The organism is Desulfovibrio oxyclinae DSM 11498 (assembly GCF_000375485.1).
GTDB lineage: Bacteria > Desulfobacterota > Desulfovibrionia > Desulfovibrionales > Desulfovibrionaceae > Pseudodesulfovibrio > Pseudodesulfovibrio oxyclinae.
The window spans coordinates 143108-159313 of record NZ_AQXE01000001.1; the positions used below are offsets into that span (position 1 = coordinate 143108).

15 protein-coding genes are annotated in these 16206 nt (G+C 57.8%); 4 read left to right on the top strand and 11 right to left on the bottom strand.

Going from position 1 to position 16206, the window contains the following annotated elements:
* The first annotated feature begins 16 nt into the window (after window positions 1-16).
* The 3 genes from B149_RS0100710 to recJ all read left to right on the top strand — a co-directional run bounded on the left by B149_RS0100710 (window position 17) and on the right by recJ (window position 3461).
* Window positions 17-853: a tetratricopeptide repeat protein gene (locus B149_RS0100710; RefSeq protein WP_018123237.1), complete on the top strand. Its 837-nt coding sequence runs from the start codon at window positions 17-19 to the stop codon at window positions 851-853.
* A 13-nt stretch (window positions 854-866) separates the two neighbouring features.
* Window positions 867-1724, top strand: coding sequence for an HDOD domain-containing protein (locus B149_RS0100715; RefSeq protein WP_018123238.1), 858 nt, complete (start codon window positions 867-869; stop codon window positions 1722-1724).
* 81 nt (window positions 1725-1805) lie between these two features.
* Window positions 1806-3461, top strand: coding sequence for a single-stranded-DNA-specific exonuclease RecJ (recJ, locus tag B149_RS0100720; RefSeq protein WP_018123239.1), 1656 nt, complete (start codon window positions 1806-1808; stop codon window positions 3459-3461).
* 78 nt (window positions 3462-3539) lie between these two features.
* Here recJ and thrC read toward each other — a convergent pair whose 3' ends face one another.
* The 10 genes from thrC to B149_RS0100775 form a co-directional block, all read right to left on the bottom strand.
* The gene (gene thrC / locus B149_RS0100725) at window positions 3540-4988 is read right to left on the bottom strand and encodes a threonine synthase (protein ID WP_026167374.1); all 1449 of its coding nucleotides are present in this window, start codon (window positions 4986-4988) and stop codon (window positions 3540-3542) included.
* Between the two features lie 106 nt (window positions 4989-5094).
* Window positions 5095-5592 carry a DUF456 domain-containing protein gene (locus B149_RS0100730; RefSeq protein WP_018123241.1) on the bottom strand — a complete coding sequence of 166 codons (498 nt, stop codon included), beginning with the start codon at window positions 5590-5592 and terminating at the stop codon, window positions 5095-5097.
* Between the two features lie 6 nt (window positions 5593-5598).
* On the bottom strand, window positions 5599-6888 hold the full coding sequence (locus tag B149_RS0100735) for a phenylacetate--CoA ligase family protein (protein WP_018123242.1): 1290 nt from the start codon (window positions 6886-6888) through the stop codon (window positions 5599-5601).
* 23 nt (window positions 6889-6911) lie between these two features.
* Window positions 6912-8354, bottom strand: coding sequence for a replicative DNA helicase (gene dnaB, locus B149_RS0100740; RefSeq protein WP_018123243.1), 1443 nt, complete (start codon window positions 8352-8354; stop codon window positions 6912-6914).
* Window positions 8338-8871, bottom strand: coding sequence for a 50S ribosomal protein L9 (gene rplI, locus B149_RS0100745; protein WP_018123244.1), 534 nt, complete (start codon window positions 8869-8871; stop codon window positions 8338-8340). The genes dnaB and rplI overlap by 17 nt, the downstream gene beginning before the upstream one ends.
* Window positions 8872-8883: 12 nt before the next feature.
* Window positions 8884-9147, bottom strand: coding sequence for a 30S ribosomal protein S18 (gene rpsR / locus B149_RS0100750; RefSeq protein WP_018123245.1), 264 nt, complete (start codon window positions 9145-9147; stop codon window positions 8884-8886).
* A gap of 12 nt (window positions 9148-9159) precedes the next feature.
* Window positions 9160-9447, bottom strand: a complete 288-nt coding sequence (rpsF, locus tag B149_RS0100755; RefSeq protein WP_018123246.1) for a 30S ribosomal protein S6 — start codon at window positions 9445-9447, stop codon at window positions 9160-9162.
* A gap of 242 nt (window positions 9448-9689) precedes the next feature.
* Window positions 9690-10586 (bottom strand): phosphoribosylaminoimidazolesuccinocarboxamide synthase, encoded by an 897-nt coding sequence (locus tag B149_RS0100765; RefSeq protein ID WP_018123248.1) that lies wholly within the window; start codon window positions 10584-10586, stop codon window positions 9690-9692.
* A 12-nt stretch (window positions 10587-10598) separates the two neighbouring features.
* A complete protein-coding gene (gene hisD / locus B149_RS0100770) occupies window positions 10599-11909 on the bottom strand; it encodes a histidinol dehydrogenase (protein WP_018123249.1) in 1311 nt (436 codons plus the stop codon).
* 166 nt (window positions 11910-12075) lie between these two features.
* On the bottom strand, window positions 12076-13431 hold the full coding sequence (locus tag B149_RS0100775; protein ID WP_018123250.1) for an outer membrane homotrimeric porin: 1356 nt from the start codon (window positions 13429-13431) through the stop codon (window positions 12076-12078).
* Window positions 13432-13711: 280 nt separating this feature from the next.
* Here B149_RS0100775 and uvrC point away from each other — a divergent pair, with 280 nt between their 5' ends.
* Complete coding sequence (gene uvrC / locus B149_RS0100780; RefSeq protein ID WP_026167375.1) at window positions 13712-15523, top strand: excinuclease ABC subunit UvrC; 1812 nt, start codon at window positions 13712-13714, stop codon at window positions 15521-15523.
* Here uvrC and B149_RS0100785 read toward each other — a convergent pair.
* A complete protein-coding gene (locus tag B149_RS0100785; protein WP_018123252.1) occupies window positions 15520-16197 on the bottom strand; it encodes a metal-dependent hydrolase in 678 nt (225 codons plus the stop codon). The genes uvrC and B149_RS0100785 overlap by 4 nt on opposite strands.
* Window positions 16198-16206: the final 9 nt, after the last annotated feature.

The following is a 16206-nucleotide window of genomic DNA, read 5'->3' on the forward strand; positions in this document are numbered from 1 at the left end:
TCCCCAAGGGGTGTGCATGACATCCGGTCGGACTGACAAGCCCGAAACCGCTCAGGTTGCCGGACTTGGTGAGAACAAGATCAGCGGCGTCTTCTCCACGCAGAACGTGGTGAAGGTCGGCACCGGCACGACGCAGCGCAAGACCATTCAGAAGACCTACTGGTACTGTATGGAGCGCGACGACGAGGGTGTGGACGTGCAGCCGCTGAACAAGAGCTTCATTCCTTCCGGGCCCAAGCGCAACGTACCCAAAGACGAGTTTCTGGAAAAGTTCAGCCCCGAGCCGGAGTTCTATATCCAGACGGTTTACCCGGCCATGCAGGAGCTGGATGATACCATTGTTCGCGGCGAGCAGCATCGTGCTCGCGGCGCCCAATATAGCGCGGAATTCGAGTTCAAGCAGGCCACGAACCTCGACGAGGACAACGTGCGCGCCAACTTCGGCCTCGGTCTGACCTATCTGGACCGTGGCGATCAGGTGAAGGCCAACGACATATTCAAGCGTCTGGTCAAACTGGACGCGGCTTTCGAAACCGAGCACAAACACCTTTTCAACGACTTCGGTATCAACCTGCGCAAGAACCGCATGTACGATCAGGCGCTTGACTACTACCTCAGGGCGGAGAACCTTGCGGAGAATACCGACGAGCATCTGTACCACAACATCGCCCGCGTCTTTTACGAGCAGGGCGAGTTGAAGCAGTGCATTGAATATCTCAAGAAGAGCCTTGAGCTGAACCCGAAGCTTGAAGAAAGCAAGAAGTTCTGGGAATTTCTCGACAAGAACGGCATGCTTGACGGGAAGCCCAAGCCCGGCGGGGGCAGCAAGAAGAAGGTTCAGATAGACCTTTAGAACAGGAGAATCAGTGCAGGCCAGCGTACAGGACTTTCTGGCGGAACTTCCGGAACTCAAGGAAGATCTCCCTTTTTCCCCGGAGCTGTTTCAGAAGCTTTTCAAGCAGACCGGTGAAAGTTCCTACGCGTCCATGGATGAGATCGCCGACACCATCTCCGTGGATCAGGGGCTTACCGCACGCATCCTCAGTCAGGCCAATTCCGCTTACTACGGTCTTCAGGCCGAGGTGTCCTCGGTTCAACGCGCCGCAGCGGTGCTGGGGCTCTGCGAGATTCGCAACATCGTCATAACCATTGGCGTGACAGCCCTTTCGGAAAAGTATTCTGTTCCAGAGGATTTTTCCCTCAGCACCTACTGGATCCACCAGTTTCTTACCGCAGATCAGGCCCAGCATATGGCCAAGTCGCTCGGAAAGGGTGAGCCGGACACCATGTTCACGGCAGGGCTTCTGCACGATGTGGGCAAGCTCATCACAGCGCTCAAGCGCCCGGCCGACTGGGAAGCCATGCACGCGGCCGCCAAGCGTGACGGCGTCGCATCCTACAAGGCCGAAGACGCGTACTGGGGAATGGACCACGCCGTGATAGGTTCTCTCGTGCTGAAATACTGGGACCTTCCTGTTGAACTCGTGGAACCGGTCAACTGGCACCACGCGCCCAAGCTGGCGGGGGATTACCGTTACGAGGCCGCCATCCTCTGTCTTGCCGATGCGGTGGCCCACCTTGCCATGGATAGCGATCATCCTCTGAGCACTGTCACCACAAAGATAGCGCCGCAGCTCGGGCTGGAGCTGGACCCGCTCGTAGACCGCGCCTCCGAGCGGCTGGAGTCCGGCGAAGCGTCTCATTTCGCAGGCATGGTCGCCTGATCTTTTTTCCTAAAGGAGTGAAAATTGCCCTGTAAATGGATACCTCGTTTCGACGAGGCGGTACCTGCCGACGTTGAAAAAATGGCTGAACAGCTCAACATTACTCCGCTGCTTGCCGAGATATTATGGAGCCGAGGGCTTCATTCCACCGAAGCCATGGATCGTTTTCTCAGCCCGAGGCTGGAGCATCTGGCGCATCCCTCGACAATTCCGGGACTGGAAGACGCGGCTAACGCACTCGCTCAGGGCATTGCCGAAGGACGCTCGGTAGCGGTCTGGGGGGACTATGACGTTGATGGAATCACTTCCTCCACTGTGGTGAAAGAGTTTTTTGCTGCTCGCGGAATAAAGATTCAGCACCACCTGCCGAACCGCCTTGAGGAAGGGTACGGCATGAACGTTCCCGGGGTTGAAGAACTGGCTCGCAGCGGCGTTAGCATGCTTCTGACGGTGGACTGCGGCATCACCGATTTTGAACCAATCCGACGGGCAAAGGAACTCGGCATGGTCGTGGTGGTCAGTGACCATCACCTTCCGGCTGAGGAGTATCCCGTTGCGGACGCCATCTGCAACCCCAGACTCCCCGGCGGAGAAGGGGGGCCGTATGAAGCGCTGGCCGGTGTCGGTGTGGCGTGGATGATCATGGCCAGACTCAATTCTCTCCTTCCGGGCGAGCGTATGGACATGCGTTCGCTACTCGATCTTGTGGCGCTGGGGACCATTGCGGACGTGGTTCCGCTTTCAGGACAGAACCGCATTCTGGTCAAGAACGGCCTTTTGAAAATCAAGGAAGCCAACCGTCCGGGGCTTGCCGCTCTCAAGACGGTGAGCAATTTTGATCGCTACGCAGAACTTGGGGCTGGTCAGATCGGTTTTCACCTTGCGCCGAGAATCAACGCAGCCGGTCGCCTCGGCAGTCCCGAAAAGGGACTGGAACTGCTCACGGCGGATACCTATGAGGCCGCTTTGCCCATTGCCACCGAGCTTGATGCGGTCAACGCCGAGCGCAGAAAAACCGAGCAGGAGATCACGGAAGAGGCCATGCGGCAGGCTCACTCCATGCTTGATCATCGTGGTTTTGTCCTTTTTGCAGAGCATTGGCACTCCGGAATTGTGGGGATTGTGGCCTCGCGTATTGTGGAAAGATTTTACCGGCCCTGCCTGCTCGTGACGCAGGATCCGGAGACAGGACTGCTCAAAGGTTCGGGGCGCAGCATTGATGAGTTCGATTTGCATGGCGGATTATGCGAACTGGAAGACCTGTTGGAAGGTTTCGGAGGGCATCGTCAGGCGGCGGGAATGTCACTGAAGCGCGAGAATCTTGATGAACTGCGCAAGCGTTTTGATGCGATCGTGGCCCGTGAAGTGGGCGAAAAACCGTTGGCTCCGAGACTGAAAGTGGACCGCGAGTTGGCCTTTCCAGAAATCACTCACACACTGCTTCGTGAGCTTGACCTGTTGCAGCCGTTCGGGATCGGCAACCCGGAACCGGTGTTTACTTCGGAGCCGGTAGTGGTTCAGGATTACAGGCGATTCGGGCGCGAGAGGGAGCATGTCAAGCTGGTGCTTCGTGACGATAAAACCGGTGCCTGCCTCCCGGCCAAAGCGTGGCGAAAGGCGGAATCGCTTCATCATTCGTCCCAGAATTCTGTGATGAGCTTTGCGTTCACCCCGAAAATTGACCGCTTTGACGGCATTCCCCGTATCGAAATGAATGTCAAAGACTGGAATGAATGATCGGAATTTGGGTCTATGAGTCAAAAAAATTGGGGCTTTCTGTTTACAGAAAGCCCCAATTTTTGTTTGAAAGCGAGTCTATTTCTTGCTCAGCCCGAGCTTGCTGACGACCATTTCAGCCGTAGTTTTAGCAAATTCCTCGGCGGGAAGCCGGTCCTTTTCCTCGGCGGAAAGCACCAGTTCGGGGCGGTTCGCAAGGCTGGTGTCGGGGGTGACTTCGTAGTCGGCCGGGAAGGAATTGTCGAAATACATTTGCTGAAAATCGACAAACTTCAGGTGATGGGCAGTGGAGTCGAGCACGCAGGTTTCCTCGTCGGAAACAAGCCCCAGTTCCTTTGCGCGGGCTGCTCCAGCAAGGCATTCTCCGCCCTGTGTACAGGCGATGTGTCCGTTCCGGTTGGCAAGGATCATGGAATCCATGATCTGCTGCTCGGTTACCTGAACCACCTGGAAGGCGTCGCGGCCGCCGATGGCTTCGAACTTTTCAGCAAAATGCCTCACGCGCGGGAAAGACACCGGGTTGCCGATCATGGCGGCCTGCGCCACGCTTGGCGTCACTTTCACGGGAGAGAATTCGCGCTCTGCGGGATCTTCCACCGAATAATAACGGTACACCGGGTCCGCGTGATGCGACTGAACACCGAAGATGCGCGGCAGTTTCTCGATGACTCCAAGCGCGTGGAGTTTGAGGAAACCGGCCATGATCGCGGTAACGTTTCCAGCATTTCCGATGGGGACGAAAACGCATTTTCCATCCAGATCCCAATCATACCACTGCGCGATTTCGAATGCGTATGACTCCTGACCGAGGATGCGCCATGCGTTCTTGGAGTTCAGAAGCGCAACGCGATAGTTGTCTGCCAAGTGCTCGACAACCTTCATGCAGTCGTCGAAAACTCCGGGAACTTCCAGCACGGTGGCGCCGGAGCCAAGCGGCTGAGAAAGCTGCGCGGGGGTGACTTTGCCCTGCGGAAGAATAACCACGGACTTGATGGGACCGCCGACGTACGAGGCGTAGAGCGCAGCCGCCGCAGAGGTGTCGCCTGTGGAGGCGCATACAGTCAGGATTTCATCCCATCCCTTGGCACGTGTCAGGGATTTGAGATAGCTGAATGCGCAGGCCATTCCACGATCTTTGAAGGACGCGCTGGGGTTCTGTCCGTCGTTCTTGTAAGCGGTTCGCAGGCCCGTGCGCTCATTCAGTGAGTCGGACGAAGCCACTACCGGGGTGTTCCCTTCGCCGAGGTAGACGATGTCATCTTCGTTCAGCACCGGGGCCATCAGCTCGTAAAAGCGGAAGATGCCGCGCAGGGCGGTATTCTTGGATGCCGCGCGTTTATCGAAAATTCTGCGCCATTCCAGTCCGGACGTCTTCTTCAACTCGTCGAAGTTCAGGTCTTCCAGCAGGAACACGCCACCGCAGTCGGGGCAGGTGTAATGCAGTTCGTCCGTGGGGAAACGCTTGCCGCAGCCCAGACAGAAATATTCCATGTTGCCGCGGTAATCGGGAAAAATGTCCTTGCTCATGGTCGGGTCATCCATTGGTTGAATTGCTTGGAACGATCGGGTCGTCGAGGTTCCGGTTACAACAGACGCTCGGGAAGATCATCCCTTTTCTGAGGGGAATTGCGGATTACGGCCAGACGCGGGGAATGCTCAGCACCACCATGGCCGCACCGAGGCTGAACTTGATGGTGAAGCCGAACGCCTTGCCCCAGAAAGAACCAAGGGCTGCGTATTTGGCGGCTTCCATGCCCTTTCCGGGCAGCTCCACCACGAGGCATCCAAGATAGGCCCCCCCGAGCGCTCCAAGTATCGCGCCGATGCCGAAGAAGAAGGGTGCACCAAATATGGCGCCGATGATGGCTCCGACGATGCCGCCGACGTTACCTCGTCCAGTGGCTCCATAGCGCTTGGCGCCCCAACACTGCATGACGAACTCAAGAACTTCGCCCACCACTGCCATGACTGCGAGAACTGCGACGAAGCCCCAGCCCATGGACTCGGGATAGATCCACTTCCACAGGGCCACGAGTGCGAGGGCTATCCAGTTGGCCGGGCCTCCGAAGACGTTGATGATTTGGGAGGCCAACAGAAGAAGGATGATCAGACTCGACCAGAGGTACTCCATGGATGACTACTCCTTGTCGCGAAGGTCCATCACGCGCACGGCCTTGCCCGGCGCCTTGGGGATGGAATCGTGCATGACCAGTTCCACGCGCGGGGTGACGAGAATCTCGTCGCACAGCCTCGCGGCGATGCGCTTCTGAAGTCCTTGCAGGGCGCGCATGTCTTCCACGAAGTACTCGTCCTTGATCTCCACCTTGACGCGCAACTGATCCATATATCCTTCGCGGAAGAGTTCGATAAGGTAATTCTGTCCCACCTCGGGCATGGACATGAGCGCCTGCTCTATCTGCATGGGGTAAATGTTCACGCCCTTGAGGATCAGCATGTCGTCCGCGCGGCCTGCGATGCGGTCAATGCGCCGTCCGGTGCGGCCGCAAGGACATTCGCCGGGCAGGAAACGCGTGAGATCACGCGTGCGGTAGCGGATAATGGGCATGCCTTCACGTGTCAGGGTGGTCATGACCAGTTCGCCGATCTCGCCCTCGGGAACATGTTCACCAGTTGCGGGATCGATGATTTCTGCGATGTAGGAGTCTTCCCATACGTGCATTCCGTTCTGTTCGGTGCATTCAAAGGCCACGCCGGGACCGTTCATTTCCGAAAGACCGTAGGAGTTGTACGCCTTGAGGTGCAGCATTTCTTCGATGCGCCGGCGGGTCTCCTCGGTGTGCGGTTCCGCGCCGATCAGGGCGATTTTCCACGGCATGTCTTCCGGCTCATAGCCTTCTTCCCGCACCTTGGCGGCAAAGTAGAGCGCAAAGGACGGGATGATGTGCATCGCGGTAACGTTGAAATCGCGAATGAGCTTGATCTGACGTTTGGTGTTGCCTGCCCCGGCCGGAATGGTGAGGCAGCCAAGGCGCTCGGAGCCGTAGTGGATGCCCAGTCCGCCGGTAAACAGGCCATAGCCGCTCAGGTTCTGGAGCACGTCGGAGCGACGGATACCCACCGCATACATGGAACGGGCCATGAGCTCGGCCCAGGTGTCCAGATCCTTCTGAGTGTAGAGAATGGCCGTGGGTGTACCGGTGGTGCCGGACGAGGCGTGCAGGCGCACGAACTCATCAAGGGGACGTGTCAGCAGACCGTATGGATACTGCCCGCGAAGGTCATCCTTGGTAGTGAAAGGCAGGTTGGTGATGTCCGCGGCGGTCCGAATGTCCTCGGGGTCGAAATCCTTGAGCCTTTCCGCATAAAAAGGAGAAGTCATGGCATTTTTGACCACGGCGCGAAGCCGTTCGGCCTGCAATTTCTCCAGTTCAGGGCGGGCGAGGGTTTCAGCGGGATCGAAATACATGATGGCCCCTTGTTCTTGGTTGGTTATTCGGACTGCTGCGGATTTTCGCCGTATTCGGAACCGTACGGCAGTGTCTCCATGTTTTCGAAGAGGGTGCATTCCTTCTTGAAATACAGGGTGAGGGAACCCGTCGGACCGTTACGCTGTTTGCCGATGATGACTTCCGCCTCGAATTTGCGAGGGTTGTCATCGCTTTTGTTGTAAGCGGCATCGCGATACAGAAAGATGATGATATCGGCGTCCTGCTCGATAGCTCCGGATTCACGCAGGTCGGACATCATGGGACGCTTGTCCGTGCGTTCTTCGACCTTGCGGTTGAGCTGCGAGAGGGCGATGACCGGAACGTCCAGCTCCTTGGCAAGCGCCTTGAGGCTTCGGGAAATGTCGGAGATTTCCTGCTCACGCGAGTCGGGACGGGCACTGGAGCGCATCAGCTGCAGGTAGTCCACCACGATCAGACCGATGTCGTGCTCGGCCTTCAGTCGGCGGCACTTGGCCTGAAGGTCCAACGTGGACAGAGCGGGCGTATCGTCAATGAAGATAGGGGCCTGCTGAAGAACATCGGCAGCCTCGTAAAGACGCTGCCAGTCGTCGTCCTCAAGGTAGCCAGTACGCAGATTGCTCAGATGCACCTGACTCTGAACCGCGAGCAGGCGTGTCATGAGCTGTTCCATGGACATTTCGAGCGAAAAAACAGCCGTGGGAACCTCGGAACGGGCTCCGGCGCGAAGTGCGAGGTTCAGCGCGAATGCGGTCTTGCCCATGGAAGGTCGGCCCGCGACGATGAGCAGGTCGGATTTCTGCAGTCCGGCCGTCATCTTGTCAAACTCTGTGTAATGGGTCTGGATCCCCGTGACCGCGCTCTTGTTTTCGAATTTGTGCGTCAGTTCCTCAAAGACCTTGCCCACCAGCCGTTTGCTGTCGAGCATGTTGGTCTCGGCCTTGGACTGCGCGATCTTGAAAATGTCTTTTTCCGCAACGCTGAGCATCTCATCCACATTGCCTGTCTCGAAACAACTGCCGATGATGTTTGCGGAAATGTCGATAAGTTGACGCAGGATGGCTTTGTCGCGAACAATCTTGGCATGGTAGTTCGCATTGGAGGCGCTGACCACGGAGTCGGCCAGCTCAGCCAGATAAACCGGACCGCCGATGGAATCGAGCGTGCCCTTGGTGCTCAGGTGGTTGCCCACCGTGATCAGGTCAATTGGGCTGTTGCTGCGCGAAAGTTCCGTAAAGGCCTCGAAAATGGCCTTGTGAGAAGGAGAATAGAAATGATCGCCCTGAACGATCTCGACGAGCGAGTTGAACAGGGACGGACTCTGGAATACGCCGCCCAGAACGGCCTGTTCGGCCTCAAGGTTGTGCGGAGGGACTTTACGCAAAATGTCGGAGGAAGCCCCTTGCAGGGCCTCCTCCGACGTCTTTGCGTTGCGATAGTTGCCGGACTTATTCGGTCTCGGCATCGGCGGATTCGGCAGCCGCTTCGGGCTCGGCCTCGGCAGCCGGAGCTTCCTCGACGGGCTCCTCGATCACGCCGCCTTTCTTGGCGACAGTGAGCTTCAGCTCGCCGCGAACATCCGGATGCAGCTTGATTTCGATTTCGAACTCGCCCAGAGAACGGATGGGGTCTTCCAGCACGATCTTGCGGCGGTCGATGTCCACACCCTGTTCGGCCATGGCGTCGGCAATGTGGGTCGGGGTGACGGAGCCGTACAGCTTGTCGCCTTCACCCACACGCACGGTGATTTCCACCGGGGTGGCGGCAATCTTGGCAGCCAGTTCTTCAGCGTCGGCGCGCAGGCGGTCGGCCTGGGCCTGGAGCTTCTTGCGCTCAAGCTCGAACTGCTTCAGGTATGCAGCGGTAGCCGGAGCGGCAAATCCCTGAGGAATCAGGTAGTTGCGGCCATAGCCCGGCTTGACGGTAACCACGTCGCCGAGGCGACCGAGGGAGTCGATGTCAGCACGAAGAATAAGTTTCATGATGCGTCCTCCCTACAGGTTGGTCTTCTTTTTCACGTCCGTGGAGTGGACAGTGGTGTAGTACAGAAGAGCCATCTGGCGAGCGCGCTTGACCTCGGTGGTCAGCCTGCGCTGATGCTTGGCGCAGGTACCGGTGATGCGACGGGCAATGATTTTGCCGCGCTCGGTCACGAAGTCCTTGAGGACGTCCGGGCGCTTGTAATCCAGGGGGAGTTCAGCGTCGGCACAGAACCGGCAGAACTTCCTACGCGGAGTGAATTTTTTGCGAAATGCCATTTTCGATCCTCCTTACGCGGCCTGCTTGACGGTGATGAACTTGAAGATGCCGTCGGTGATGCGGATGTGACGTTCCAGCTCGGCGATCAGCTTGCCGGGAGCGTCAAACACCAGGCGCACGTAGTAGCCCCGGGACTGCTTCTGAACGGGATAGGCGAGGGTGCGCATGCCCCACTCGTCGGTCTCAGACATTTCGCCGCCCTGATCGGCGATGATCCCGGTGAATTTGTCCAGGATTTCCTTGCGGTTCTCCTCACCCAGTTCGGGGGAGAGCAGCAGAAGGGTTTCGTAAGATGCCATGTTTCCTCCTTTTGGTCATGGGCCCCGCTCCGTGGCGCGGAGCAGAGCAAGGCAAGAGAGGGTATTTAGTCCCTTTCCTTGTTGCTGTCAAGCTTGTCGCCATCGTCTTGCGGCTTCCAGCCGCACGCCTTGTCCGGGCCTCAGCCCAGCTTTATGCCCAGCTTCGGGAAGACGAAGCGGGCGATGACGTAACCGGCGACGAAGACAATTCCCAGTATGGCGAGATCGCCCATGGCGTCCTCCTAACTCGAAAGATCGCTGCCCGTAAGCAGCTTGTAGGCTTCGAGGTATTTCTTTCTTGTGCCCTCGGCGATTTCTTCCGGTATGGAAGGTCCGGGGGGCTGTTTGTTGAATCCGATGTCCACAAGCCAGTCGCGCATGTACTGCTTGTCAAAGCTGGGCTGGGACTTTCCGGCTTCGTAGCCTTCGACCGGCCAGAAGCGGGAGGAATCAGGGGTCAGCACTTCGTCGATGAGGGTGAGTTCACCGTCCACGATGCCGAATTCGAATTTGGTGTCCGCGATGATGATGCCGCGTTCCCGGGCGTAGTCACGGGCACGGCTGTAAATGGAGAGCGAAAGCTCCTCGACCTGACGCATCATGCTTTCGCCGACGAGTTCGGCGGCGCGCTCCAGCGTGATGTTTTCGTCGTGATCCCCGAGATCGGCCTTGGTGGAAGGCGTGAAAAGGGGCTGAGGGAGCATTTCCGATTCCTGAAGGTTGTCCGGCAGTTTATGCCCGCAGACTTCGCCGGTCTTCTGGTAATCCTTCCAACCGGAGCCGGTGATGAAGCCGCGTACAATACATTCAATAGGCAGCGGCTTGGCCTTTTTGACCAGCACGGAACGGCCTTCGAGCATTTCACGGTGGGCCTTGAGCGGCTCGGGGTAGTCATCCACGCGAGAAGCGATGACGTGGTTGGGCACCAGGTCTTTCATGCGCTCCATCCAGAACAGGGTGATGCTGTTGAGCACCGCGCCTTTCTGCGGGATGGGGTCCGGCATGACCACGTCGAATGCGGAAATGCGGTCGGTAGTCACGATGAGCAGGGTCTGCTCGTCTATCTCGTAGATGTCGCGGACCTTGCCCCGGGAAACAAGGGGGTATTCCTTGATGTCGGTGTTGACGACGGTTTTCATGGCGGCTCCCTTTTATGATTTCTTGTTGCGGCATTCCACGCTTCTGGCGTGTGCCTCAAGGCCTTCCAGTCTGGCAAGTCGGGCTATCTTGTCGCCGTGCTCGGCTACATAGCTCGGGCTTGCTGCGATGACACTGGATTTTTTGCAGAAATTTTGAACAGACAGGGCGGAGGAGAACCGTACGGTTCGCAATGTCGGCAGAACGTGGTTCGGCCCTGCGAAGTAGTCGCCAACCGGTTCCGGGGAATGGTGACCCATGAAGATGGCCCCCGCGTGGCGGATGGCGCCGAGGTGTGACCACGGATCGGCAAGCGACAGTTCAAGGTGTTCTGGCGCGATCCGATTGATCAAATCGGCTCCGGTAACGAGATCCTCTACAATGATGGTCGCTCCCCAGTCGGCAAGAGCCTTGGCCGCGATTTCGCCCCGCGGGAGTTCCGCGGTCTGGAGCTTGAGCTGTTCGCAGGTCTTTTCGGCCAGTTCCGGGCTGTCGGTAACAAGAATCGATGCGGCAAGCGGGTCGTGCTCGGCCTGAGAGAGCATGTCGGCGGCGAGCCATTCCGGATTGGCGGAGTCATCCGCAAGGATGGCAATTTCGCTGGGGCCAGCCACCATGTCGATGCCGATCTGCCCGATGAGTTGTGATTTGGCCGTGGCAACGAAGATGTTCCCAGGGCCCGCGATGACATCGCATGGAGCGATGCTTTCGGTGCCATAGGCAAGGGCTCCAATGGCCCATGCACTGCCGGAAAGATGGATTTCCTTCAGTCCCAGAAGTGCGGCGGTGGCGAGGATGTAGGGGTTGAGCGTACCGTCCTCGCGCGGCGGCGAGGTCACGGCAATGCTCTCAACCCCGGCGACCTGCGCCGGAATGGCATTCATGATGAGGCTGGAAATGAGCGGAGTCTCGCCGCCTTTGCCGCCGGGAACATACAGACCGACACGATCCACCGGGCGCACCATCTGGCCGAGAATGGTGCCGTCCTCAGCAGTTGTCCACCACGAGTTTTCACGCTGCTTTTCGTGAAAGATCCGGACATTGTCGATGGCTTCCGCAAGAATGTCTTTGTCTTCGGCCGGGATGGAGTCAAGCGCACCCAGAATGATTTCCTCGGGGACCGTCAATTGTTCGCGCGTGATTTTCGGGCAATCGAATTTGGCGGTGTATTCCACAAGCGCAGTGTCGCCACGGCTACGGATGGTGTCGAGTATTTCCCTGACAATGCCGTCAACCTTGGTGTCCGGGTCCTTGCGCCTGTCCAGCCACTGCTGGATTTCGTCCCAGTCCTGATGTCCCGTGTACGTAAGTTGTTTGCAGGGCATGCTGCTCCTCTGCGGCTGAGTGGTCGGAAAAATATGCTGCTTGCCGGGACGCCATCTATACCCAAGGGGTGGTGAAAAGTCGAGAGTGGGGAAGGCAACAAAAAAGGGCCGGGGCAAAAGCCCCGGCCCGGTAATGTCGCTTGGCAAGCAGGTATTCGCTTACAGCTTAGAAGCTGTAGTTCATACCCATGGACAGCTTGTAGGCGTCTCCGCCTGCGTCGTCGCCCCAGATGTCTTCATCCAGGTCGGCGTTCACCCAACCGAGTTCGACGTAACCGGTCAGTTCGTCGTAGATCTTGTACTGAGAGTCGAAGTTGACTTCCCAAACGTGATCTTCTTCGGTGAGGGTGTTGCCGTAAGCAACGTTCTTGTAGTCGGCGAAGTTGACGTCGTCAGCCCAGTCTTCGTCGTTGGTACCGGTGTAGTAGATGATGCGGGCGGTGTGGGTCAGGTCTTCCATGAAGGAGAAGTCGTTCATGGCGAGGCCGAGAGCCCAGAAGCCGAGCAGGTTCGGGTCGTTACCGGCGATGGCGCTGGAGAGGCCCCAGTTACCATCGGTGTAGAAGGAGCTGATAGCCCAGTCAGCAGCGAGGGTGGGCATACGCTCGGATTCGCCACCGCTGTCGGAGGAGTTTCCGTCTTCACCGGAGGTGTAAACGAAGAACAGTTCCGGGGTCACGTACTCTTCCCAGCCGGTGTAGGCCACGGAAGCGTCGAAGAGCCAACCGGACATCTTCTGAGCGTCGTCTTCAGCGTCAACGGTACCGTAGTTGAAGTCGGCCTTGGTCACGAAGTCAGCAAAGGTGCCTTCGAAAGCAACACCGGCCCACCAGGCGCCGTCCAGCTCATCGTTAGCCAGGCCGGAAGCGAAAGCGCGACCGCCGGAGAAAACGGTGCCGTTGTCAACGGATTCGCCGAGGTTGGCGTAAGCGAAGAACGGGGAGACCTTGATGTTGTCGAAGCTCATGGGAGCAACGGCAAAGTAGACGTCCTGCTGACCGAGGTGAGCGTCGGACTGACCACCGCGGGCGTAACCAACGAGGTAGGAGATGTTCTCGGTGATCGGACCGCCTATGGTAGCAGCAGCCACTTCATCATTCAGGATCATGCCGCCGTTCAGGTCAACAGCGGAGGGCAGGGACAGGGCCTGATAACCAACGCGAGCGTTGACTTCAGTGCCGGGCCAGTTGAAATCAATGTAACCCTGCTTCAGTTCGAAAACGTTAGCGGAGCTAGCGGTGATGGCCAGTTCGTCCTGACCCCAGGTGCTGGTGCCAGCTTCAGTGTACAGCACGCCCTTGAGGTTTTCATTGGCGATGAACTGGAACTTGGTGCGAAGACGCTGCAGAACGTTGTAGGACTGCGGCCTTTCGTCGTCGCGGTCTTCGTCAAGACCCATGTTGCTCTGCCAGTAAGCTTCGAAGGTGTAGTCACCGGAAGCTTTGATGTCAGCCGCTGCAGCGGTGGTGGCCAGGCCCAGCACGAAAGTGCAGAGCAGAGCCATCATGACAAAACGTTTCATTGTTTACCTTCCTTCTTTTGCAATTTGCGCCAAGCAATTGGCATTACCGAGTCTCCTTTTACGCGAGCCTGTGGTGGGATGCAAGGGGTAGAGGCGTGATTTTTTGAAAAAGGTACAATTTTTTTTACGGTCCAAAAAATTGGCCCTTGCTGTTGGCGGGTTCAGGTTTATATACTCGAAATAATTGTACTTATTGTTGTCCTTGATAGCCTTTCTGTCACGCGGTATTAGTCAGGTTCTTCAAAAAAAGTCTCATTTTTCAAAAACGGAGCGCGACACGTTGAGTCCGGAGTACAAATTTTCAGCCACCGATTTCCCTCGCACGCCCGGGGTGTACCTGATGAAGGATTCATCGGGGAAAATCATTTATGTGGGCAAGGCGTCCAGCCTCCGGGCGCGGCTTGCTTCCTATTTCAGAGCACCCGAAGGGCTGACGCCCAAAACCCGGGCTCTGGTGGAGCGCATCGCTTCGATCGACATTCTCCTTGCTTCTTCCGAGAAGGAGGCCCTGCTTTTGGAGGCCAGTCTTATCAAGAAGCACCGTCCGCGCTACAACGTGGTGCTTCGGGACGACAAGCAGTATGTTCTTTTCCGGCTGGACAAATCGCATCGGTATCCTCGCCTTGTGATGACGCGAAAGGCTGTTCGCGATGGCGCCGTGCATTTCGGTCCGTTTACCTCTGCCGCCGCGGCCAAGCAGACATGGAAGCTCGTGGGCAAGGTTTTTCAGCTTCGTAAATGCTCCGACCACGCCTTCAACAACCGCGTTCGTCCATGTCTCTATTATGATATGGGCCAGTGCCTCGGGCCGTGCGTGCTTGATGTGGATCCTGATGAGTATCGAGAGGTCGTCAAGCGCGTGGAGTTGTTTCTTGCCGGAAGAACGTCCGAACTGCTTGATCAACTTCGCCGTGAAATGCAAGCCGCGTCTGAAGTGTTGGAATTCGAACGGGCGGCCCGCATTCGTGACCAGATTCGTGCCGTGGAGCAGACGGTGGAACGGCAGGTTGCGGTGCTTCCTGACGGCAAAGACCTTGATGTGGCGGCCATGGCGGAAACAGTTGGCGGTCTCGGCCTCGGCCTGTTGTTCATTCGCCAGGGCAAGCTGCTCGATGAGAAACATTTCTTCTGGCCGGGCCTGACGCTGGAAGAAGGGCCCGAAGCGCTTCGCAGTTTTCTGATCCAGTTCTATACCAAGGGAAAATTCCTGCCACCACGCATCATCGCGCCGGGTATTGAGGACCCTGAGGTTGTGTCGGAGGCCCTTTCCGAGCACTCCGGCAAGCCGGTGCGTGTGGCGGTGCCTTACGGTTCACGCGACAAACATCTTGTGGATCTCGCATCTCGCGTTGCGCTCAGGGCTGAGTCGGATCGCGAGGTGGGTGTTTCCGTCATGCTGAAAAACGCCTTGCGGTTAGACAGGGAGCCGGAGCGCATTGAAGGCGTTGACGCATCACATCTTGGCGGGCAGGGCATGCGCGTGGGGCAGGTTGTCTTTGTGGATGGGCTGCGTTCCAAGGATGATACGCGGGTGTACTCGGTACCCGAGTCCGAGGGGAGTTCCGATGACTACGCGGCCTTGGCCGAATGGGCAGCGCGTCGTGTGGAGTCCGGTCCGCCATGGCCCGACCTTGTGCTTATAGACGGTGGCAAGGGTCAGCTCGCCTCGGTGGAGCGGGCGTTGTCCGAGCACGGGGTGGACTGGCCATTGGCTTCTATTGCCAAGGGGCCGTCGCGCCGTGCGGGAGAGTTGGAGGACAGAATATTCCGGCCGGGACGAAGCAACCCGATGAAGCTCAAACCCGGATCGCCCGAGCTACTCTTTCTGCAACGGGTGCGCGATGAGGTGCACCGTCTGGTTATCGGTGCACAGCGAAAGACCAGAAAACAGCGTGTTCTGGACAGTCAGGTGGGCTCCATAGAGGGGGTCGGTCCCAAAACGGCAAGGTTGCTGTGGGATCGCTTTGGCGGAATTGATGCCATGCTGGAGGCCACGCTGGAGGATATAATGTCCTTGCCGGGCATCGGAAAGAAACGCGCCACCGTCATTCACGAGGCGTTGGAGCGGATGCGAAAGGCCAAATCCCGCTAGATTTCGAAGGGCTTGCCGATCTCCATGGGCACCATCTTGGTGGATGGTGAGCTGCGATCCAGCGCGGTCTCGAAATCCTGTAGGTTCTGAAGCAGTATCGGCCACGTTCCCCAGTGCATGGGCACCACCTGATCGCAGCCGATCATGGTGCAGGCGTGGGCCGCGTCCTCGGCGTCCATGGTGAAGCGTCCGCCGATGGGCAGAAAGGCCGTATCAATGTCGTGCCGCTCCCCGAACAGAGCCATATCGCCGAACAGGCCGGTGTCGCCCGCGTAGTAGAGGCAACGGCCGTCTTCGAACGTCAGGATGAATCCGGCGGGAGAGCCGGTGGCGGAGGAGTGCGCGGCCTGAACCATCTTGATCTTAATGCCATACCGTACGACGGTGCCGCCGATGTTCATGCCCACGCCGAGGGATTCCGGCAGGCCCTGCACGATCAGGCTCTGGATGACGTCGAAGATGGCAACCACTTCGGTGTCCAGCCGCGTGGCCAACTCAAGAGTCTGTCCCACGTGGTCCGCATGGTCGTGGGTGACAAGGATCAGGTCGGCTTCCTTGATGTCCTTGTAGGTCACCGGCGCCGCCGGATTGCCCACGAAGAACGGGTCGATGAGGATCGTGGTCTCGCGGTTTTTGATGCGAAAATTCGAATGACCGAACCAGGTGACTTCCATCGGTTCCTC